Source organism: Pseudomonas sp. A6, assembly GCF_052367875.1.
In the GTDB taxonomy this organism is placed as follows: domain Bacteria; phylum Pseudomonadota; class Gammaproteobacteria; order Pseudomonadales; family Pseudomonadaceae; genus Pseudomonas; species Pseudomonas citronellolis.
In genome coordinates, this window is the sequence record NZ_CP198970.1 from 4,356,723 (window position 1) to 4,376,603 (window position 19,881).

Annotated in this window: 22 protein-coding genes; 12 read left to right on the top strand and 10 right to left on the bottom strand. The window is 66.7% G+C overall.

Going from position 1 to position 19,881, the window contains the following annotated elements; translation table 11 throughout:
* Positions 1-267 precede the first annotated feature (267 nt).
* Genes ACTWJ5_RS19135 through ACTWJ5_RS19155 form a run of 5 tightly spaced genes read left to right on the top strand, consistent with a single transcriptional unit; the run spans position 268 to position 3,963 of the window.
* Positions 268-1,542 carry a T6SS phospholipase effector Tle1-like catalytic domain-containing protein gene (locus tag ACTWJ5_RS19135; RefSeq protein WP_444439621.1) on the top strand — a complete coding sequence of 425 codons (1,275 nt, stop codon included), beginning with the start codon at positions 268-270 and terminating at the stop codon, positions 1,540-1,542.
* Positions 1,539-2,171 carry a DUF2931 family protein gene (locus ACTWJ5_RS19140; protein ID WP_444436328.1) on the top strand — a complete coding sequence of 211 codons (633 nt, stop codon included), beginning with the start codon at positions 1,539-1,541 and terminating at the stop codon, positions 2,169-2,171. The genes ACTWJ5_RS19135 and ACTWJ5_RS19140 overlap by 4 nt, the downstream gene beginning before the upstream one ends.
* 12 nt (positions 2,172-2,183) lie before the next feature.
* Positions 2,184-2,813: a DUF2931 family protein gene (locus ACTWJ5_RS19145; protein ID WP_444436329.1), complete on the top strand. Its 630-nt coding sequence runs from the start codon at positions 2,184-2,186 to the stop codon at positions 2,811-2,813.
* Positions 2,814-2,839: 26 nt separating this feature from the next.
* Positions 2,840-3,199 carry a hypothetical protein gene (locus ACTWJ5_RS19150; RefSeq protein ID WP_074981833.1) on the top strand — a complete coding sequence of 120 codons (360 nt, stop codon included), beginning with the start codon at positions 2,840-2,842 and terminating at the stop codon, positions 3,197-3,199.
* 26 nt (positions 3,200-3,225) lie between these two features.
* Positions 3,226-3,963 carry a hypothetical protein gene (locus ACTWJ5_RS19155; RefSeq protein WP_074981831.1) on the top strand — a complete coding sequence of 246 codons (738 nt, stop codon included), beginning with the start codon at positions 3,226-3,228 and terminating at the stop codon, positions 3,961-3,963.
* Between the two features lie 883 nt (positions 3,964-4,846).
* Here the strand turns inward: ACTWJ5_RS19155 and flgN are convergent.
* The 9 genes from flgN to ACTWJ5_RS19200 all read right to left on the bottom strand — a co-directional run bounded on the left by flgN (position 4,847) and on the right by ACTWJ5_RS19200 (position 12,548).
* Complete coding sequence (gene flgN / locus ACTWJ5_RS19160) at positions 4,847-5,287, bottom strand: flagellar protein FlgN (RefSeq protein ID WP_074981828.1); 441 nt, start codon at positions 5,285-5,287, stop codon at positions 4,847-4,849.
* The gene (gene flgM / locus ACTWJ5_RS19165) at positions 5,284-5,565 is read right to left on the bottom strand and encodes a flagellar biosynthesis anti-sigma factor FlgM (protein WP_074981825.1); all 282 of its coding nucleotides are present in this window, start codon (positions 5,563-5,565) and stop codon (positions 5,284-5,286) included. Before flgM ends, flgN begins: the two co-directional genes overlap by 4 nt.
* 71 nt (positions 5,566-5,636) lie before the next feature.
* Positions 5,637-6,062 carry a flagellar FliJ family protein gene (locus ACTWJ5_RS19170; protein WP_009622775.1) on the bottom strand — a complete coding sequence of 142 codons (426 nt, stop codon included), beginning with the start codon at positions 6,060-6,062 and terminating at the stop codon, positions 5,637-5,639.
* Positions 6,059-7,393 (bottom strand): flagellar protein export ATPase FliI, encoded by a 1,335-nt coding sequence (gene fliI / locus ACTWJ5_RS19175; RefSeq protein WP_043271849.1) that lies wholly within the window; start codon positions 7,391-7,393, stop codon positions 6,059-6,061. Before fliI ends, ACTWJ5_RS19170 begins: the two co-directional genes overlap by 4 nt.
* A 2-nt stretch (positions 7,394-7,395) precedes the next feature.
* Positions 7,396-8,091, bottom strand: a complete 696-nt coding sequence (gene fliH / locus ACTWJ5_RS19180) for a flagellar assembly protein FliH (RefSeq protein WP_009622779.1) — start codon at positions 8,089-8,091, stop codon at positions 7,396-7,398.
* Positions 8,092-8,098: 7 nt separating this feature from the next.
* Positions 8,099-9,142 (bottom strand): FliG C-terminal domain-containing protein, encoded by a 1,044-nt coding sequence (locus ACTWJ5_RS19185; protein ID WP_009622780.1) that lies wholly within the window; start codon positions 9,140-9,142, stop codon positions 8,099-8,101.
* A complete protein-coding gene (gene fliF, locus ACTWJ5_RS19190) occupies positions 9,114-10,796 on the bottom strand; it encodes a flagellar basal-body MS-ring/collar protein FliF (protein WP_116423206.1) in 1,683 nt (560 codons plus the stop codon). Before fliF ends, ACTWJ5_RS19185 begins: the two co-directional genes overlap by 29 nt.
* A gap of 20 nt (positions 10,797-10,816) precedes the next feature.
* Positions 10,817-11,143, bottom strand: coding sequence for a flagellar hook-basal body complex protein FliE (locus ACTWJ5_RS19195; protein ID WP_064582861.1), 327 nt, complete (start codon positions 11,141-11,143; stop codon positions 10,817-10,819).
* Positions 11,144-11,156: 13 nt separating this feature from the next.
* Positions 11,157-12,548, bottom strand: coding sequence for a sigma 54-interacting transcriptional regulator (locus ACTWJ5_RS19200; protein ID WP_444436330.1), 1,392 nt, complete (start codon positions 12,546-12,548; stop codon positions 11,157-11,159).
* Between the two features lie 503 nt (positions 12,549-13,051).
* Between ACTWJ5_RS19200 and ACTWJ5_RS19205 the strand changes: the two genes are divergently transcribed.
* From ACTWJ5_RS19205 to ACTWJ5_RS19235, 7 genes are read left to right on the top strand one after another with little or no spacing between them, the layout of a single operon-like run.
* A complete protein-coding gene (locus tag ACTWJ5_RS19205) occupies positions 13,052-13,891 on the top strand; it encodes a FliM/FliN family flagellar motor switch protein (protein ID WP_444436331.1) in 840 nt (279 codons plus the stop codon).
* Positions 13,888-14,247, top strand: coding sequence for a flagellar motor switch protein FliN (locus tag ACTWJ5_RS19210; protein ID WP_074981817.1), 360 nt, complete (start codon positions 13,888-13,890; stop codon positions 14,245-14,247). Before ACTWJ5_RS19205 ends, ACTWJ5_RS19210 begins: the two co-directional genes overlap by 4 nt.
* Positions 14,244-15,005 (top strand): flagellar type III secretion system pore protein FliP, encoded by a 762-nt coding sequence (fliP, locus tag ACTWJ5_RS19215; RefSeq protein WP_444436332.1) that lies wholly within the window; start codon positions 14,244-14,246, stop codon positions 15,003-15,005. Before ACTWJ5_RS19210 ends, fliP begins: the two co-directional genes overlap by 4 nt.
* A 7-nt stretch (positions 15,006-15,012) precedes the next feature.
* On the top strand, positions 15,013-15,285 hold the full coding sequence (locus ACTWJ5_RS19220) for a flagellar biosynthetic protein FliQ (RefSeq protein ID WP_009622793.1): 273 nt from the start codon (positions 15,013-15,015) through the stop codon (positions 15,283-15,285).
* A gap of 2 nt (positions 15,286-15,287) precedes the next feature.
* Positions 15,288-16,088, top strand: coding sequence for a flagellar biosynthetic protein FliR (gene fliR, locus ACTWJ5_RS19225; protein ID WP_444436333.1), 801 nt, complete (start codon positions 15,288-15,290; stop codon positions 16,086-16,088).
* The gene (locus ACTWJ5_RS19230; RefSeq protein ID WP_116423202.1) at positions 16,081-17,223 is read left to right on the top strand and encodes an EscU/YscU/HrcU family type III secretion system export apparatus switch protein; all 1,143 of its coding nucleotides are present in this window, start codon (positions 16,081-16,083) and stop codon (positions 17,221-17,223) included. The genes fliR and ACTWJ5_RS19230 overlap by 8 nt, the downstream gene beginning before the upstream one ends.
* The gene (locus ACTWJ5_RS19235) at positions 17,220-19,316 is read left to right on the top strand and encodes a flagellar biosynthesis protein FlhA (RefSeq protein ID WP_064582856.1); all 2,097 of its coding nucleotides are present in this window, start codon (positions 17,220-17,222) and stop codon (positions 19,314-19,316) included. Before ACTWJ5_RS19230 ends, ACTWJ5_RS19235 begins: the two co-directional genes overlap by 4 nt.
* On the opposite strand, the gene ACTWJ5_RS19240 is transcribed toward ACTWJ5_RS19235, so the two are convergent.
* A complete protein-coding gene (locus ACTWJ5_RS19240) occupies positions 19,317-19,661 on the bottom strand; it encodes a PilZ domain-containing protein (RefSeq protein ID WP_074981806.1) in 345 nt (114 codons plus the stop codon).
* Between the last annotated feature and the right edge of the window lie 220 nt (positions 19,662-19,881).

The window sequence follows — 19,881 nt, forward strand, 5'->3', positions numbered from 1 at the left end:
CAACTGCTGGCCCGCGCCCAGCCATCCGCCCAGGCCCAGGCATTGGAAGAGGCGGAACTCCAGGAAGAGGAGGAAGAAGAGGAACTGGAGGAAGCCAAGGAGGAAACCGGCATCACCCTGCGGATCGGCGTGTTCTTCGATGGCACCGGCAACAACCAGGCGAACGCCGCGCTGACCGCCCAATGCCGCCGCGACGACCGCGAACTCTACAGCGACGAAACCCTGCAAAGCGTCGCCCAGCACTGCGCCCGATATGGCTTCAAGGACATGAACGAGGCGGGCGTATTCAGCACCACGCCCAATAACAGCTATGGCAATGCGCCGAGCAATGTGGCGTTGCTAGCGGATCTGTATGCAGACAACACAGCCGAGCGACTCGCAGCCAATGCATTCATTGGCTACATACCGGTCTACCTGGAAGGCATCGGTACCACGAGCGAGGGTGATGATTCGGTGTTCAGTCAGGCCAGCGGCGAGGGTGAGGCTGGAGTGATAAGCCGTGTCGAGCAAAGTCCGACCAAAATAATAGAGCAGCTACGAACTTTCCGAGATACGAATCCGACCGTCAAAATTAGCCAGTTGGAGTTCGATATCTTTGGTTTCAGCCGAGGTGCAGCGGCGGCACGACACTTTGCCAATGAGATACTCAAGCCCCAAGGCGGGGTTCTGGCAGAAACATTGAAACCCGGGCAACTCGGTCTGCCCGACAGCCTCAACTGGGAAACCGATGTACAGATCAACTTCATCGGTCTGTTCGATACCGTCGCCGCCATAGTCGCGCCCTGGCGTGGCGACTTCAGCCCCGCCAACCATCTCAATCCGGGCGTCAACCTCTACCTGCCACCAAGCTGCGCCCGCAAGGTGCTGCAACTCAGCGCCCGCGACGAACGCCGCTGGAACTTCGCCCTGAACAGCGTGGCGCCCCATCACCAGGAAATCGAACTGCCTGGCGCGCATTCCGATATCGGCGGCGGCTACCTCCCGCAGATGGATGAAAAGCTGCTGCTGAGCAAGCCACAGGTCTTAGTGCTGACACCCAATCGCCCCCTGGAGCGGACTTCGGCCTGGCAACGCCTGGAGGCGGAAGCCTACAAATGGGAGACAGAGCGAATTTCCACCAGCGGACAAGTAACCCCTATTTGCTGGAAACTTCCGGAATCACCGAACGACAGATATAGCCAGACCGAAAAGGTAATGGTCGCTCTGGCAATTCAGCGCAAGGTGTACGGCGACCTATCCAAGGTGGCCTTGCGGGTAATGCATAAGTTGGCAACTCACCACCAGGTACCTTTCGACGAAATCAGCGAGAAGACTCCCCATTTCAAACTACCAACGGATCTACAGCCCATCTCGGAGAAGATTCTGGCCTATGCCCTGGGCGGAACGAATACCTTAGCCCCGGAAGAGAACCAACTGCTTTGGAGCCGCTTCATCCACCTTTCTGCTCACTGGACACCCAGTTCTGGATTGCTACTGAGCAAACCGGCACCCAATAGACGTCTGATATTCAATAACAAACCTCAGGAGGGCTACCCGGAATGAAGCCTCTCTGGATAAGCCTGCTCATCCTAACACTGAGCAGTTGTACAAATGGCCATGGCCGCCCCAAGCTCCCATACGACGCCTGGAACATTGCCATAGCTGCACCCCGCTATATGGAAATCTGGGTGGAAAGTGTGGATGTGGTGGATCAGCGCGGGTTGGCATTTGAGCGCATACACGCAGGCGTAGTCAGCTATACCAGCAAACCGGAAGGCTGGCACAACGGCGGAGGGAAAACAAAACCTATCGGTAACGTCGACCTACCGGAAATCATCTTCGTTCGCTGGCAGTCGCTGGTAGAACCCCAGACCTACAACGTGCGCATCAATATCCCGCAATGGGTTCGCAATGAGATGGTTAAACCACAACGAGCCTTCTGCCAGTGGGACGGCAAGTGGATCGACAACCTCTACCGCAAGACGATCTCTATCGGCATGGCGCCAGGAGGCATCGCCAAAGTATGGGTCGGCGGGCCCTGCCTGTCATTCAAGGAAATCGGTCGCTTCCAGGCCAAGATTGATAAGCGCGGCCCTAATGAAGGGCTTTCCGATGGAGAGTACTACCGGCCACCTACCGAAGCCGCTCGCAAGTACATCCAAGAACATGGCATTCCCTATGGATCATGGTGAAGGGAATCCCGCATGAAGAAGTTCTTCTTCTGTTTTCTCGCCCTACTCCTTACCGGATGCACGCCTTCTCAAGGCCGCCCCAAACTGCCCTACGATGCCTGGTACATTGCCATAGCTGCACCCCGCTTCATGGAGGTCTGGGTAGAAAGCGTGGATGTGGTGGATCAGCGAGGACTAGCATTTGAGCGCGTACATGCAGGCGTAGTCAGCTATACCAGCAAACCGGAAGGCTGGCACAACGGGGGTGGAAAAATGAAACCCATCGGCAACGTCGACCTGCCGGAAATCATCTTCGTTCGCTGGCAGTCGCTAGTAGAGCCCCAAACCTACAACGTACGCATCAATATCCCGCAATGGGTTCGCTATGAAATGGTCAAACCGCAGCAAGCCTACTGCGTAGCGACCCGAAAAGTGGAGCCCGACTTCGCCAAGATAATTTCCATCGGCATGGCTCCTGGCGGCATCGCCAAAGTCTGGCTTGGCGGCCCCTGCCTGGCATTCAAGGAGATCGGGCGCTTCCAGGCCAAGATCGACAAGCGCGGCCCTAATGAAGGGCTTTCCGATGGGGAGTACTACCGAGCCCCTACCGAAGCTGCCCGCAAGTACATCCAGGACTACGGCATCCCCTACGGCTCATGGTGAAGCCACAACTCCACGGAAAAGGAATCATGAAAAAGTCACTGCTATTCGCCCTGGCGCTCCCTCTCCTATCCGCGTGCACTACGGACAAGCCCGACCGGGAAACACAAGCGCTCGCCGGCCTGTATACGCTGCAAGGCGTGATGGAAATGGGCTCGCTGCTGCGGCTGCGCGCAGACGGCAGTTTCGAAGGCAATGTCGCCTATGGCGCCGCCGATGGATACGCCAAGGGCACCTGGCGGCGCGTCGGTGGCAAGGTGGTGCTGAAGCCCAAGGCGGTCATCGGCCTGGGTGAACTGTTCCGCGACCGCGCCCTGCGCGTGGACGGGCTCTGCCTGCGCATCGCTGCCGAGGAAGGTGGCGGCTGCTACCTCCGCTCCCCCCATTGAATCCCCACGATACAAGGAGTCACGAATTGACCGCCATGGAAAAGAACGAAGCCCGGGAACAGGCACAGAAACCGAAGCCGTCCGCCAGGATGCTGTCCTTGCTGGGCCCCCTCGTCACCGCGGCGAGCCTGCCGATCCTGTACCTCAACGGCAAGGCCTATCACGATGCCTACCTGGGCTATTTCAAGCTCGAGCCCTCGATGTTTCCCCAGGACACCGCCTCGACGCTGATAAGCGCAGTCATCGGCTGGTTCCATGCAATGCTCGCCGGCCTGAAAGGGGTCCTCGGGCTGCTGGAGCAGCACTACGGCCTGGTCCTGGGCATGGCTCTTGTGATCGTGCTCATCATGGCGCCGATGAGTGTGATGCTGACCCGGCTGGGCAAGAGGCTGGACAGCCGCCGCAGCGCGTCAAGGCAGAACCGGCTGCTCTCGGAGTACGTCAAGGAGGCCGGTCTCTACCTGTTCTGGCTATTCACCGTCAGCTACAGCGTATTCGCGCTGATGTTCATGATCGCCCTGCTGCTGTCGCTTTCCATCTCCCCTTTCTACGCCATTGGCAAGAAGGTCGCGGCGGAGGACCTGAAGGCCGGCTTCGTCAATGCCCCGAGGGTCGAGCTGAGCGACCCGAAAGGCCGAAGCGGAGACTTCAGGATCATCGAGTGCTCGTCGATGTTCTGTGCGCTCTATGCCTCCGGGCGCGCCGTGGCCGTACCGGTTTCGGCGATCGACTGGGCCGAGTCCGACCTGTCCGACCGTCAGTGATACGGCTGTCGGGGTGCTGGTCAGCCACCTTGCCGTAGGCAAGCGCTGGGGGAAAACCAGGCGCGGTGCCTCCCTGGTGGCCAGGTAAAAACCGTTTTCAACGACGGATGATCGAGAGTCCGCGTTGCAGGCGAGCATGGCTTCTCGTAGGAGCGAGCTTGCTCGCGAAGGGTGTTGTCCGGTGGCTTCAGAGCGCCCTCTCCCCAACCCTCTCCCTGAAGGGAGAGGGGGCTGTCCTCTGCGCGCTGCAGGTTCGGCGTGATCCTGTGACTGCAGTTTGCTCGCGAACCTTGCAGTCACTGGGTTATTCCCCTTCGAGCCAGCGCAAGCGCTGTTCGCGATGGAGCCGCGTCCCGCGTTCGCGGGAATGACGAGGTGAAAGGACGGTGCCAGACCTACAAACCGCTCAGGACAGCCCCCTCTCCCGCTTGCGGGAGAGGGTTGGGGTGAGGGCGCTCTTGGGCCCAACACTGAAGCCACCGGGCAACACCCTTCGCGAGCAAGCTCGCTCCTACGAGAAGCCGTGCCCACCCGCAACGTAAGCGGACTCTGTCCACGATTGGATCAGGATGACTCCGGACTCTCCGGCAACTCAGGACGGCCCCCTCTCCCTCTGGGAGAGGGGGCCGTTCGGAGCAAGTTGGAAGCCCGGCCCACTCCTGATACCTCGAGCCACTTCAGCTGCAATCACAGGATTACGCCGAACCCACAGCGCGCAGCGGACAGCCCCCTCTCCCGCTTGCGGGAGAGGGTTGGGGAGAGGGCGCTCTTGGGCCCAACACTGGAGCCACCGGGCAACACCCTTCGCGAGCAAGCTCGCTCCTACGAAAAGCCAAAGCCCAGGCAAAAAAACGGCGCCCGAAGGCGCCGCGAAAGGCAAGCCTCAATACTCCGGCGAATACACCCCGTGCCCACCCTGCCCCGCCAGCAGTTGGCCGATGATCTCGTTGTGCATCGCCAGCAGGCGGCCGTTGCGTTCGTTGAGCAGGCGGCACTCTTCCACCTGCTCAGCCAATGCCTGCCAGTCGCGCTGCAGGGGCTGGCGGCCGGCGCCGGGGAAGTGTTCGAGCAGGCGCTGCATGCCGGCGCGGCCGATGTCCAGGCCGAAGGCCTGGAGCACCTTGGCGCGGCGGTCGGCGCGTTGGCGCACGGCTTCCACCAGTTCGCCGATGCGGGTGTTGCTGCGGGCGATGGCCTCGCTGTCGCGGGCCAGCAGTTGGTCGTGCAGGTCCAGCAGCGCGCTGCGCAGGTACAGGTAGTCCGCGCGGTCGAGGCGGATGTCGGCCTCGATCAGTTGCAGCAGGCGGGCGCGTCTTTCGCTCATGCACCGCCGCCGTGGAAGTCGAGCATGCTGCGCGACAGCGCCCCGGGGTCGAGGGAGACTTCGCCGCGGGCCAGGGCGTCGCGGATCGCGGCGACCTTGTCCAGGTCCACTTCCGGCAGCGCGCCCAGGGCTTCCTGGACCTGCTCCAGCGGCAGCGCGCCGCTGCCGGCCGGCGCCTGGGCGGCGGGGCGGGCCGCTTCCTCGCGCTGGCTGCGCTGGGGTGCGGCGCTCTGCGCGGGGGCGCCGATGACGGGCTTGAGTTGCCGGGTGATTTCCATGTTCGCGTCCAGAAAAAAGGGGGTCTACCGACCGACAGGCGACCGGCTCGGCGAAGAACTTAAATGCTGCCTCATGCGCCCTGGCTCCGCCACCAGCTCTGCGCCGCCAGGCCGTCCTGGATCTTCTGCTCCTGGCGCGCCAGTTGCGTCTGCCATTGCTCCAGGCGCGATTCGATGACCTGCTCCAGCACCTTCTCGCCGCGCATGGCCTGCAGCAGCTCGCCCTGGATGCGCTCCAGCGTCTGCTCGGCCACTTCCAGCTCGCGCTTCTGCAGGGCCAGCATCCTGAACAGCGTGGCCTTGTACTGCTGCTGGTTGCCGCGCTGCAGCTCGGTGCTGGTGGGCACCACGAAGCCGCACAGGCGCGTCAGGCCGGTGATGTTGTTGCGGTAGCGCTGGCACAGGCCGCGCTGGTAGTTCACCCGGCCGAGCATCTCGCGCACGCGGTTGCTCCGCACGCTGGCCAGGCGGCGCAGGGTGTCGATCTGTTCCTTCATAGCCGCAGGGCCTGTTGCAGGTGTTCGAGGCTGGCGGCCAGGTCGGCGCCTTCGTTGACTTCCTGGCGCAGGAAGCGCTCCAGCGCCGGGGCCAGTTGCACGGCGCGGTCAGTGCGGGCGTCCAGGCCGGCGGTGTAGCCGCCCAGGGGAATGAGTTCGCGGATTTTCTCGTAGCTGCCATGCAGTTCCTTGAACTGCCGCGCCGCGCGCAGGTGCGCCGGCTCGCCGACCTGGGCCATGCAGCGGCTGACCGAGGCGCCGATGTCGATCGCCGGGTAGTGGCCGACGTCGGCCAGCCGGCGCGACAGCACGATGTGGCCGTCGAGGATGGCGCGGGCGCTGTCGGCGATCGGGTCCTGCTGGTCGTCGCCCTCGGCCAGCACCGTGTACAGCGCGCTCAGGCTGCCGCTGCCGGCCACGCCGTTGCCGGCGCTTTCCACCAGTTCGGGGAGCATGCCGAACACCGACGGCGGGTAGCCCTTGGTGGCCGGCGGCTCGCCCAGGGCCAGGGCGATCTCGCGCTGGGCCATGGCGTAGCGCGTCAGCGAATCCACCAGCAGCAGCACGTCGCGGCCCTGGTCGCGGAAGTAGGCGGCGATGCTGTGGCACAGCTCGGTGGCCTTCAGGCGCATCAGCGGCGACTCGTTGGCCGGCGCCACCACCACCACGGCCTTGCGTCGGCCCTCCTCGCCAAGGGAGTGCTGGATGAACTCCTGCACCTCGCGGCCGCGCTCGCCGATCAGCCCGACCACCACCACTTCGGCCTTGGTCTGCCGGGTGATCATGCCCAGCAGCACGCTCTTGCCCACCCCGCTGCCGGCGAACAGGCCGACGCGCTGGCCCTTGCCGAGGGTCAGCAGGGCGTTGATGGCGCGCACGCCGACGTCCAGCGCCTCGGTCACCGGGCGGCGCTTGAGCGGGTTGACCGTCGGCAGCTGCGCCGAGAGCGCGTCGCGCCCGCCCAGGCGGCCGCGTTCGTCCAGGGGTTCGCCGAGGCCGTTGACCACCCGCCCCAGCCAGGATTCGTCGATGCGCAGCGCGGCCTGTTCCTCGGCCGGGAACACCCGCGAGCCGGCGGCCAGGCCCACCGGCTTCTTGAACGGCATCAGGTAGGTGGTGTCGCGGTTGAAGCCGACCACCTGGGCGTCCAGCAGGCTGCCGTCGGCCTGTTCCACCAGGCAGCGCTGGCCGGTGGCGCGGCGGCAGCCGAGGCTTTCCAGCAGCAGCCCGGAGACGCGCACCAGGCGCCCGCTGACCTTGGCCAGCTGCACCGAGTCCAGCGAGCGCAGGGCCTGGTCGACGTCGAGGCTGAAGCTTTCGCCCAGGGCCATCGTCAGTCGTCGCCCAGCAGGTGTTCGCCGAGCACCTGCATGCAACTGTCCAGGCGTTGCTGGCAGCCGATGTCGGTTTCTTCCTCGGCGGTGAGCAGGCGGCATTCGCCCAGGGCCAGGCGCTCGTCGGGCACCAGGCGCCAGGCGGCGGCGCGTTCCGGCGCCAGCTCGCGGATGCGCGCGCATTCCTCGGGGTTGAGCAGCAGCTGCACGCTGTCCGGCTGTTCCGGCATGGCCGCCAGGGCCTCGTCGGCCAGGCTCAGCAGTTGCGTGGGGTGCAGCGTCAGCTCGCAGCGGATGACCTGCCGCGCCACCTTCTGCACCAGTTCCAGCAGTTGCTCGCGGCGCTGCGCCTCGAAGGCCTCGGCGAAGCGGCGGAATTCCTCGCACAGCCGGTCCAGCGGCTGGGCGGCGGTCTCGAAGACGCGGCGGCCCTCTTCGCGGCCTTCCTCGCGCCCCTGGCGCAGGCCTTCCTGGCGGCCCAGGCGCAAGCCTTCTTCATGGCCGGCCTCGCGGCCCTGCTCCAGGCCTTCGCGGTAGCCCTTGTCGCTGCCCTGCTGGTAGCCGTCGGCCACCGCCTTCTGCAGCTCGGCCGGGTCGCCGCCCTGCCATTGTTCCTGCAACGCCCCGCTGCAGCGCGGCGGGAAGCGGTACGGCCGCCAGTCGCGGGCGCCGCCGCGGATCACCTTGACCGTCATGGGCGCCTCACTCCACCGTCTGTTCGCGGAACAGCTGCAGCTGGATCTCGCCTTCGGCGGCCAGCTCGCGGACCATCGCCATGATGTCGCGGCGCACCTGCTCGACGCGGCTCAGCGGCACCGGGCCCTGGCGGCGCTTGATGGCGTCCATCTGTTGCGCCTGGCGCTTGGGCATGGCGCCCTGGATGGCCTTGACCAGCGCCGGCTCCGCGCCCTTGAGCGCCACCACCCACTCTTCCAGGGGAATGGCTTCGAGCAGCGCCTGCAGGGTGTCCTGGCTCTGCCGGGAGAGGATGAAGAAGTCGTACATCTCTTCCTCGATACGCTCCACCAGGCCGGAATCATGGCTGCGCAGCAGCTCGAACATCTGGTTCCGGTCGCCCTTGAAGCGGTTCATGATGTCCGCCGCCTGCTTGATGCCGCGCACCTGCGAGCCCTGGGTGGAGAGCACCGCCAGGCTGCGGTCGATCAGTTGCTCCAGCTCGGCGATGACCTCGCCGCTGACCTCGCTGAGGTTGGCGATGCGGTACAGCAGCTCGTCCTGGCGCTCGGCCGGCAGGCATTCGAGCACCTGGCTGGCCATCGACGGCGGCAGGAAGGCGAGGAACACCGCCTGCATCTGCGCGTGCTCGTTGGCGATGAGGGCGGCGAACTGCTTGGGGTCCAGCCATTCCAGGCGGGCCATGCGGGCGCGGATTTCCTCGCCGTAGATGCTGTCCAGCAGGCTGCGGGTGATGTCGCTGCCCAGGGCCTTGCCGAGCATGCCGGCGAGGTAGCCGCGGGAGGCGCCCTTGATGCTGCTCTGCTCCTTGTAGTCCTCGAAAAAGCGGCCGATCACGTCCGACACCATGGGCAGCTTGACGTTGTTCAGCCGCGCCATGGCCTGGCTGATGCTGATGATCTCCTCGCGGGAGAAGTGCCGCAGCACCCCGGCCGAGGTCTCGTCGCCCATGCTCAGCATGAGGATCGCCGCCTGCTCCATGGAGCTCATGGCGCGCCGGCGCACCGGCACGCGCGCTTCGTCAGCCGACGGGGTTGAGGTCTCGCTCATTGCGCCCTATCCATTGCTTGATCACTTCGGAGACCCGCTCGGGATCGTTCTTGGCGAGCATCTGCAGGTGCTCGATCTGGTGTTCCAGGCCCGAGCCCGGCGCTGGCAGGCGGATTTCCGAGAGCGGGTTGAGTTCGCTGAACACGCCCAGGGCGCGCGGCGCGTCGCCGACCCGCGCCAGCAGGCGTTCGCCGTGCTCGTTGGCCAGCAGCGTGCCCGTGCCCTCCTCGCCCGCGGCCGGCGTCGGCTTGCGCTGGGTCAGGCTGCGCACCGCGGGGCGCACCACCAGCAGCAGCAACAACAGGCTGACCAGGCCGAACACGCCCAGGCGCACCCAGCCCTGCAGCTGGGCGTCGTCCCACCAGCGCACAGGTTCGTCCAGCGGCGCGGCGGCGACGAAGGGCAGCACCGAGAGCGACAGGCTGTCGCCGCGCGCGGCGTTGAAGCCCACGGCGTTCTTCACCGCCAGCTCCAGCTGCTTGCGGGTTTCCTCGCTCCAGCCGCCCTCGGGGGCCGCGGCGGCGTTGATCATCACCGCCACGCTCTGCTGGCGCAGGTTGAAGGGCGCGTGCTTGACGTGGGTGATGTTCTGGTCGTAGTCGAGCTGGCGGTTGGATTCCTTGCGCTGCGAGGTGGCCGCCTTGTCCTGGGTGTTGCTGGCCTGGGCGGCGCCGGCCTGGGCGTTGCCCTGGCCCTGCTGCGGCTCCGGCGGCTTGACCGGCGCGCGGTTGCTCAGCGAGCCGGGCACGCCCAGGGCCAGTTCGTCCAGGGTGCTGTCGTCGCGCAGGGTCTCGCGGCGCAGGCGCGGCGTGTCGCCGTAGCTCTGCAGCGTCTCTTCCTTCTGGCTGAAGTCGATGTCGGCGGCCACGCTGACGCGGTAGTTGCCCGGCCCGACGATGGGCGCCAGCACCTGCTCGACGTTGGCCACCGCCTTCTGCTGGAAGTCGTCCACCAGCTGGCCGTTCTGCTGCGCCCCGCCCCAGGCGGCGAGCCCGCGGGAGAGCAGCACGCCGTGCTGGTCGACCACGCTGACGTTCTCCGGCTGCAGCTGCGGCACGCTGTTGGCCACCAGGTTGACCACCGCCGCCACCTGCTCCGGCTTGGGCCGGAAGCCCGGGGCCAGCTGCAGCATCACCGAGGCCTTGGCCGGCTCGCGCTGGCTGACCACGAAGGAGCTCTGCTGGTCGATGGCCAGGTGCACGCGGGCCTGCTGCACCCCTTCCATGGCCATCACGGTGCGCGCCAGCTCGCCTTCCAGGCTGCGCTTCAGGCGCACGTCCTGGACGAACTGGCTGGTGCCCAGCGGCTCGTCCTTGTCGAACAGTTCGTAGCCGGCCGGCACCGCGACCTTCACGCCCTTGGCCGCCAGCAGCATGCGCGCCCGCGCCAGTTGGTCGTCGCGCACCAGCACCTGGCCGCTCTGCGGGTGCAGGCGGTAGGCGATGCTGTCGGCGTCCAGCACCTGCATCACCTCGGCCGCCGGGTAGGCTTCGCCGGCGCCGTACAGCGGGTGGAAGGCGCCCTGGTCGCGCCACAGGTACCAGGTGCTGCCCAGGGCCAGCAGCGCGGCGCCGCCGGCCAGGCCCAGCAGGCTCAGGCGCGGGTCCAGGCGCAGCTTGTCCAGGGGCAGGCGGTCTTTGATCTTCTGCAGCACGGTTCAGCCCTTGTGCGCCGTCACAGCGGCATGTTCATGACTTGGTCGAAGGCGGTGGTGAGCTTGTTGCGCACCTGCAGCAGGGCGCTGAACGACACGCTGGCCTGCTGGCCCTGGACCATGGCGCCGGCGAGGTCGTCGCTGCGCCCGGCGTCCACCGCGGCCATGGCTTCGCTGGCCTGGTGCTGCTGGGCGTCGACGGCGCGCAGGGCGTCCTCGAAGGCGTTGCCGAAGCCCGGCTCGGCGCCGGGGGCCTCGCTGGCCGGGCGGATGGGCGCCGCCGACAGCGCGCGCAATTGCTGCATCTGCCCGAGCATCTCGCTGCGGGCCTGCTCGATGGGGTTCATGGCGACTCTCGTTTCAGAAGGACAGGTTCACGCCCTGCTCGCGCATGGCGTTGAGGCGGTAGCGCAGGGCCCGCGGCGTCATGCCGAGGCTTTCCGCGGCCTTGGTCTTGTGCCCGCCGAAGCGGCGGATGGTGTCGATCACGTGCTGGTACTCGGCCCACTTGCCGCTGGCGCGCAGGGCCGCCTTGCCGCCCTCGCCCGGCAGCGGCGCCGCCGCGGCCACGCTGGCCAGCTGCTCGGTGGGCGGCGCGAGCCCCAGGTCGCGCGGCTGGATGAACAGCCCGGCGCGCAGCACCAGGGCGCGCTGGATGACGTTCTCCAGCTCGCGCACGTTGCCCGGCCAGTCGTGGGCCAGCAGGGCCTGCCGGGCCGCTTCGGTGAGCAGCTCGGCGTGGCGTTCCTGGGGCGCGTACTGCTGGATGAAGCGCTGCGCCAGGGGCAGGATGTCGTCCTTGCGTTCGCGCAGCGGGCTGATGTGCAGCGGCAGCACGTCGAGGCGGAACATCAGGTCGGCGCGGAAGCGCCCGGCGCTGACTTCTTCCTGCAGGTCGCGGTTGGTGGCGGCGATGACGCGCACGTTCAGGCGGATTTCGCGCTGCCCGCCCAGGCGCTCCACGCGCTGCTCCTGCAGCACGCGCAGGAGCTTGGCCTGCAGGCCCAGGGGCAGTTCGCCGATCTCGTCCAGCAGCAGGGTGCCGCCGTTGGCCTGCTCGAACTTGCCCGGCTGGGCGCTGACCGCGCCGGTGAAGGCGCCGCGCTCGTGGCCGAAGAGAATGGATTCGAGCATCTGCTCGGGGATGGCGGCGCAGTTCACCGCCACGAAGGGCGCCTGCGGCTCGGCGGAGAAGCGGTGGATGTAGCGCGCCATCAGCTCCTTGCCGGTGCCGGTCTCGCCAGTGATCAGGATCGGCGCGCGGGTCTGCGCCACGCGCTGGGCCAGCGCCAGCAGGCGGCGCCCGGCGCGCGACTGCGAGACGAAGCCTTCGCCGGCCACCGCCGCCTGTTCCTGGCGGTGCAGCAGCGCGGCCAGCTGGCTCTCGCTGAAGGGCGCCAGCAGGTAGTCGATGCAGCCCATTTCCAGCAGCTGGGCGGCCATTTCCTGGTCGGCGTATTCCACCACCGGCACCAGGCTCAGCTGCGGCACGCGCTGCAGCAGTTCGCCGATCTGCGGGAAACTGCGCTGCGGGCGGCGCTCGGCGAAGACGAAGACCGGGCCGCAGGCCGCCAGGTCGATGGCGTCCAGCCCGGCCGCGTTCTTCACCCGCAGCACGTTCCGGCCCAGGCGCGCCAGGCCGTCGTTGAGCAGGTCCAGGCCGATCTCGCCGGCGCCGCCGACGATCACCACCTGTTGCTCCGCCAGGCTGGCTTCTTCATTGCAACTGGCCAATTGACTGAACTGTTTCAATGCAACTTTCCTGCGTCTGGACCGCCCTCGGGACGGCGCTCGGTTATTCCATCGAAGCCATGGCGGCGATGAACTTTCATTTGCCGGCAGGCAGTGGCCGGATGAACTTCCGGCCGCTATAGGAAGGAATTACCGAACACCTTCCCTTTTATTACGAAGGGGACCTTAAGGAATGAGTTTTTCCTGTCGCCCTTCAACTGTGCGAGGGAACTTTTCCAGCAGAACCTCGTCACAGGCGCAACGTTAACCAGCGCACACGGCGACCACCGAGTCAGTTTTCGTCAAATCCGCTCAGGCGCCCGGGAATGACGATCAAAAACCTCATTTGATATCTATTGATTTAACCGCCAGGGCCCGCCCGCCTAGACTTCCGCCCCATCCGCAGGCTCTGCCGCGCGCCGAACCGGTGCCCGCGGCAAGCACCCAAGGTTCGCCCCGCGCAGCCCCCGGCCACGCACCGGCGAACACCTGCGCAGCCCCACTTCCGGAAGTCGACCCAACCCATGACTGGCCAATCCAAAGTCCACCACGGCGTGCCCTCGGAAAGACTCGTGCGCCTGCAGCCGCACAAGTTGGGCCGGCATTACCACAAGGTTCCGCAATATATTCGCGAGATCGCCCACAAGCATCCGCGCATCATCAGCGATTATTTCCTGCGTAGTTACCGCATCAACCTGGAACTGCAGAAAGTCGAGGTCCAGGAAAGTGCGCCGCGGCCAGCCGAATGCATCTTCCGCTGCCCTTCCGGCAAGGTCGGTTTCGCCATCGACCGCCCGCTGCTGACCGAAGCCCTGGAGTGCTACTACGGCGGCACCTCGCTGCCCAGCCACGACACCCCGCCGATCAGCACCTCCGAGCAGCGCATGCGCAAACGACTGGGGGTGGACGTGACCCAGCTGTTCGCCCGCTCGCTGCTGCTGGGCGACACCTTCGGCGAGCTGACGCCCCACGACAACGACTACGAGCTGGCGAGCTGGGAGTACGTGGCCGAGTTCCACTTCCTCAGCCACATCACCGGCAGCCAGGCCTCGCTGTTCATCTACCTGGACGCCGAGCTGGCCGACGCGCTCACCAGCCGCCTGGCCGGCCCGCCGCCGGCGCGCCTGGGCGGCAGCCCGGCGCAGCATCTATTGCACCTGCCGGTGCGCCTGGACTGCGTCATCGCCGCGCTGCAGATGCCGCTGGCCCAGGCCCTGCAGCTGCGCCCCGGGGACATCCTGCCGGTGCGCCTGCTGGAGCGCTGCGAGGTGCAGGTGAACCAGCAGAAACTCTTCCGCGGCACCCTCTTCGAAGAAGACGGCGGCCTCTTCCTGACCTCCCTCGAGAGCGTGAAAAGCCCATGAGCCAAGTCACCGACAGCGAACTGGACAACCTCCTCAACGACGCCGGCCTGGCCCTGGACGAGGCGCCGGCGGCCAGCCCCGAGGCGCTGGCCGCGCCGCGCCAGGACCTGAGCTTCTTCGGCAAGATCCCGGTGAACCTCACCCTGGAGGTGGCCTCCACCGAGATTTCCCTGAAGGAGCTGATGGAAGTCGACGCCTCCAGCGTCATCGTCCTCGACAAGCTGGCCGGCGAGCCGCTGGACCTGAAGGTCAACGGCGCGCTGTTCGCCAAGGCCGAGGTGGTGGTGATGAACGGCAACTACGGCCTGCGCGTGCTGGAACTGTGCGGCGCCGGCCTGGACGACCTGGCCCGATGAAGCGCGCGCGGCACTGGCTGGCCCTGGCCCTGGGCCTGGCGCTGGCCGGCATGCTGCCCGGCGTGGTGCTGGCCGCCGGCGGCGAGATTTCCCTGCTGAGCCTGAACGACACCGGCCACGGCCAGGAACTGAGCGTGAAGCTGCAGATCCTGGTGGTGATGACGCTGCTCGGGCTGCTGCCGGCCATGCTGCTGATGATGACCAGCTTCACCCGCTTCATCATCGTGCTGGCCATCCTGCGCCAGGCCATGGGCCTGCAGCAGAGCCCGCCGAACAACGTGCTGGTGGGCATCGCCCTGTGCATGACGCTGCTGGTCATGCGCCCGGTGTGGAAGGAGGTGTACACCGAGGCCTACGAGCCCTTCCAGGCCGACGCCATCACCCTGGAAGAAGGCCTGGGCAAGGCCAAGGCCAGCCTCAGCCGCTTCATGCTCGCGCAGACCGGCAAGACCTCGCTGGACACCCTGCTGGCCCTGGCCGGGGAGAAGATGCCGGCGGACAAGGCCGACCTGGACTTCTCCCTGCTGCTGCCGGCCTACGTGCTCAGCGAGCTGAAGACCGCCTTCCAGCTCGGCTTCATGATCTTCGTGCCCTTCCTGGTCATCGACCTGGTGGTGGCCAGCGTGCTCATGGCCATGGGCATGATGATGCTCTCGCCGATGATGATCTCGCTGCCGTTCAAGCTCATGGTGTTCGTCCTGGTCGACGGCTGGGCGCTGCTGATGGGCACCCTCACCTCCAGCATCCAGCCGTTCTGAGGCCGCCATGCTCACCCCGGAATACGCCGTCGAGATCATCGCCAACGCCGTGCATATCACCGCCATCGTGGTCTGCGTGCTGGTCCTGCCGAGCCTGCTCGGCGGCCTGCTGGTGAGCATCTTCCAGGCCGCCACGCAGATCAACGAGCAGATGCTCAGCTTCCTCCCGCGGCTGCTGATCACCCTGGGCATGCTGGTGTTCGCCGGGCACTGGATACTGCGCACCCTCAGCGACCTGTTCATCGAGACCTTCAAGCAGGCCGGGCACCTGGTCGGCTAGCCATGCACGCCAACGAGTCGCTGCTGCAGGCCAGCCAGTACCTGCAGGAACTGCAGCGCTACTGGTGGCCGTTCTGCCGGATCATGGCCATGCTCGCCATGGCGCCGCTGCTCAACCACCGCTCGCTGCCGCGCCAGGTGCGCATCCTCCTGGCCATCGGCCTGACCCTCGCGCTGGCCGGCGCCCTGCCCCGCCCGCCGGCCATCGAGGCGCTGTCGGCCGAAGGCCTGCTGGCGGCGCTGGAGCAGATCGCCGTGGGCGCCGTGCTGGGCCTTGCGCTGCAGCTGGTGTTCGTGATCTTCAGCCTGGTCGGCGAGGTGGTCTCCACCCAGATGGGCATGGCCATGGCGCGCTACAACGACCCGGTGAACGGCGTGTCCTCGTCTTCGGTGGTCGGCCAGCTGTACTTCCTGCTGCTGGCCCTGCTGTTCCTCGCCAGCGACGGCCACCTGCTGGTGGTCAGCGTGCTCTACCAGAGCTTCCACTACTGGCCGGTGGGCGGCGGCCTGGCCTACGCCGGCTTCGCCACCCTGGCCTACGCCCTGGCCTGGGTGTTCTCCGCGGCCACGCTGATCAGCCTGCCGCTGGCCTTCTGCATGTTCCTCGTGCAGTTCTGCTTCGGCCTGCTCAACCGCATCTCGGCGGCGATGAACCTGTTCTCCCTGGGCTTCCCCATGGCCATCCTCACCGGCCTTGCGTGCATCCGCCTGACCCTGCCGGGCCTGCCCGAAACCTACCTGCAGCTGACCCGCGCGCTGCTCGACAACCTCGGCCAGCTGCTGCGAGGCACCGGCCATGGCTGAACAGGGCGGCTCCCAGGAAAAGACCGAAGAGGCCAGCGAGCACAAGCTGCGCCAGAGCCGGCAGAAGGGCCAGGTGCCGCGCTCCAAGGACCTGGCCGGCACCGTGGCGCTGCTCTGCACCCTGCTGGTGCTCAAGGCCTGCGTCGGGCGCTTCTTCGACGGCCTGGCCGACAGCTTCCGCTTCGCCTACCTGGACCTGAACCGCAGCGAGGTGGGCCTGGACGACCTGGCGCTGATCCTCGGCCAGCACATCTGGCTGATGGTCCAGCTGCTGCTGCCGCTGCTGCTCACCCCGCTGCTGGTGGTGGCCTTCGGCATGGTCCCCGGCGGCTGGATATTCGCCTCGGCCAACCTGGCGTTCAAGGCCAGCAAGCTCAACCCCATCACGGGCCTGGCGCGGATGTTCTCGCTGCAGAACCTCACCGAGCTGCTCAAGTCGCTGCTGAAGATGGCGGTGCTGCTGGGCGTGGCCTGGTACCTGCTGCTGGACGCCCTGCCGCAGCTCATCGCCCTGCAGCGCAGCGACATCCGCAGCGCCATCGGCGGCGCCCTGGGCCTGCTGTTCGACACCCTGATCGGCCTGCTGGCGGTGTTCGTGTTCTTCGCCCTGCTGGACATCCCGCTGCAGCGCTTCCTGTTCCGCAAGCGCATGCGCATGACCAAGCAGGAGCGCCGCGAGGAGCACAAGACCCAGGAAGGCCGCCCGGAAGTGAAGGCGCGCATCCGCCAGGTGCAGCGCCAGCTGCTGCAGCGCCAGATCAACCGCGTGCTGCCCAAGGCCGACGTGGTGCTGACCAACCCGACGCACTTCGCCGTGGCGCTCAAGTACGACCCGCAGAAGGCCCAGGCGCCCTACGTGCTGGCCCGCGGCATGGACGACATGGCCCTGTACATCCGCCAGATGGCCGCCAGGCACAATCTTGAAGTACTGGAGGTGCCGCCGCTGACCCGCGCCATCTACTTCAGCACCCAGGTCAACCAGCAGATTCCGGCCGGGCTGTACACCGCCGTGGCCCACGTCCTCACCTACATCCTGCAGCTGCGCGCCTACCGCCAGGGGCGAAGACAGCGCAAGCCGGAACTGGCCAAGAACCTCCCCATCCCCGACAGCCTGGCAAGCAGAGGCCAACCATGAACTTCCTCGAGCAGCTCCTGCCGACACTGCGCAGCGGGCGGATCGGCATCCCGCTGGTCATCCTCTCCATCCTCGCGATGATCATCCTGCCGCTGCCGCCGCTGCTGCTGGACGTGCTCTTCACCTTCAACATCGGCATCGCCCTGCTGGTGCTGATGGTCAGCGTGTCCTCGCGCAGCCCGCTGGACTTCTCGCTGCTGCCCACGGTGGTGCTGGTCACCACCCTGCTGCGGCTGTCGCTGAACGTGGCCTCCTCGCGGGTGGTGCTGCTCGACGGGCACACCGGCTCGGCGGCCGCCGGCAAGGTGATCGAGGCCTTCGGCCACGTGGTCATCGGCGGCAACTTCATCGTCGGCCTGATCGTCTTCGTGATCCTCACCATCATCAACTTCATGGTCATCACCAAGGGCGGTGAGCGCATCTCCGAGGTCACCGCGCGCTTCACCCTGGACGCCCTGCCGGGCAAGCAGATGTCCATCGACGCCGACCTCAACGCCGGCCTGATCGACCAGGCCGAGGCCAAGAAGCGCCGCGCCGAGGTGTCCAAGGAAGCCGACTTCTACGGGGCCATGGACGGCGCCAGCAAGTTCGTCCGCGGCGACGCCATCGCCGGCATCCTGATCCTGCTGATCAACCTGTTCGGCGGCGTGGCCATCGGCGTGTTCGTCTACGCCATGGCCGGCGCCGACGCCTTCCGCCAGTACGCCCTGCTGACCATCGGCGACGGCCTGGCGGCGCAGATCCCGGCGCTGCTGCTGTCCACCGCGGCGGCGATCATCATCACGCGGGTCAACGAGTCGGCGGAGATCACCGCGCTGGTGCGCCGGCAGATGCTCGCCTCGCCCTCGCTGCTGTACACGGTGGCGGGCATCGTCACGGTGCTGGCGATAGTCCCCGGCATGCCGCACCTGGCGTTCCTCAGCTTCGCCGCGCTGATCGCCTTCGTCGCCTGGCGCGTGTCCCTGGCCGAGCCGCCGGGCGAGGCGCAGAGCCTGGAGCAGGTCGAGGCCATCGGCAAGGCCATGGACCAGGAACGCGCCCAGCAGCTGGGCTGGGAAGACATCCCGCTGGTGGAGCGGCTGTCCATCTCCCTGGGCTACAAGCTGGTCGGACTGGTCAACGAGGCCGGCGGCGCACCCCTGGTGCAGCGCGTGCGCGGGGTGCGCCAGACGCTGTCGGAGAGCCTGGGCTTCCTGCTGCCGGAAATCCACATCCGCGACAGCCTGCGGCTGAAGGCCTCGCAGTACGCCATCCACATCAGCGGCGAGCGCATCGACGGCGCCGAGCTGCACGCCGACCGCCTGATGGCCATTCCCTCGGCGGAAACCTACGGCGAGGTCGACGGCATCCTCGGCCACGACCCGGCCTACCTGATGCCGGTGGTGTGGATCCGCCCGGAGGACAAGCCGCGCGCGCTCAACCTCGGCTACCAGGTGATCGACTGCGCCAGCGTCATCGCCACCCACCTGAACAAGGTGATCCGCGAGCACCTGCCGGACATCTTCAAGCACGACGACGTCGAGCACCTGATGCAGCGCCTGGCGGCCCAGGCGCCGAAGCTCGCCGAGCACCTGCGCGCGCAGCTGAGCTTCAGCCTGCAGCACCGGGTGTACCGCCAGCTGCTGCAGGAACAGGTGCCGCTGCGCGACCTGGTGAGCATCGCCACCACCCTGGTGGAAGCCGCCGAAACCACCAAGGACCCGGTGCTGCTGGCCTCCGACGTGCGCTACGCGCTGCGCCGCAGCATCGTCTCGGGCATCGCCGGGGAGCGCGGCGAGCTGTCGGTGTTCATCCTCGACAACAACCTGGAGAACACCCTGCTCAGCGCCCTGGCCATCGCCCAGCAGGCCGGCCCGGTGAGCCTGGACAACATCCCGGTGGAACCGAACCTGCTCAACCAGTTGCAGAACACCATGCCGGTGGTGAAGGAGAAGCTGCGCAAGGAAGGCCACCCGCCGATCCTCACCGTGATGCCGCAGCTGCGCCCGCTGCTGGCGCGTTATGCAAGGGTCTTCAGCCCCGGGCTGCACGTGCTGTCGCAGAACGAGATACCCGAGCGGGTGGCGGTGAACGTCCTCGGCACCCTCGGCTGATCAGTTGGGCGTCGGGCTGCGGCGCCCGGCGCGCAGCTCGGTCATCAGCTCGTTGAAGGAAACCGAAGGCTGCTCCAGCGCAAGGCCGGCCTCGTACTGGCCGGTCTGGGCGTTCTCCCCCGACCACACGCAACGCACCTTCACCTGCGCCTCGCGCATGCGCTCCTCGCGGTCACGCATGCGCAGGCGCAGCTCCAGTTGGCTGTCCGGCGCCAGCAGCACATCGCAGCGGATCTTCAGGCCGCTTTCGGAAAGGTCGGCGACATAGCCGAGCAGCTCGCCGCCGGCGTCGAGCACGCGGATGCGGAACATGGAGCGGAATACGATACGGTTGTGCTGGCGCATACCCGACCTCGTCGTGCGGGGGATTTGAAATGCAGGGCGACCGGGGCGCGGGAAACCTTAAGGTGTGCGTTGAAACTGTAGGAGCGAGCTTGCTCGCGAACAGCGGTGCCAAGCCTGGCTCCGGAGTGGAGTCGAAGTCCGTAACCCTCTCCCCAGCCCTCTCCCTGAAGGGAGAGGGGCCGTCCGTGCCGATGGTGGGATATGGATTCAGCCGGAACCT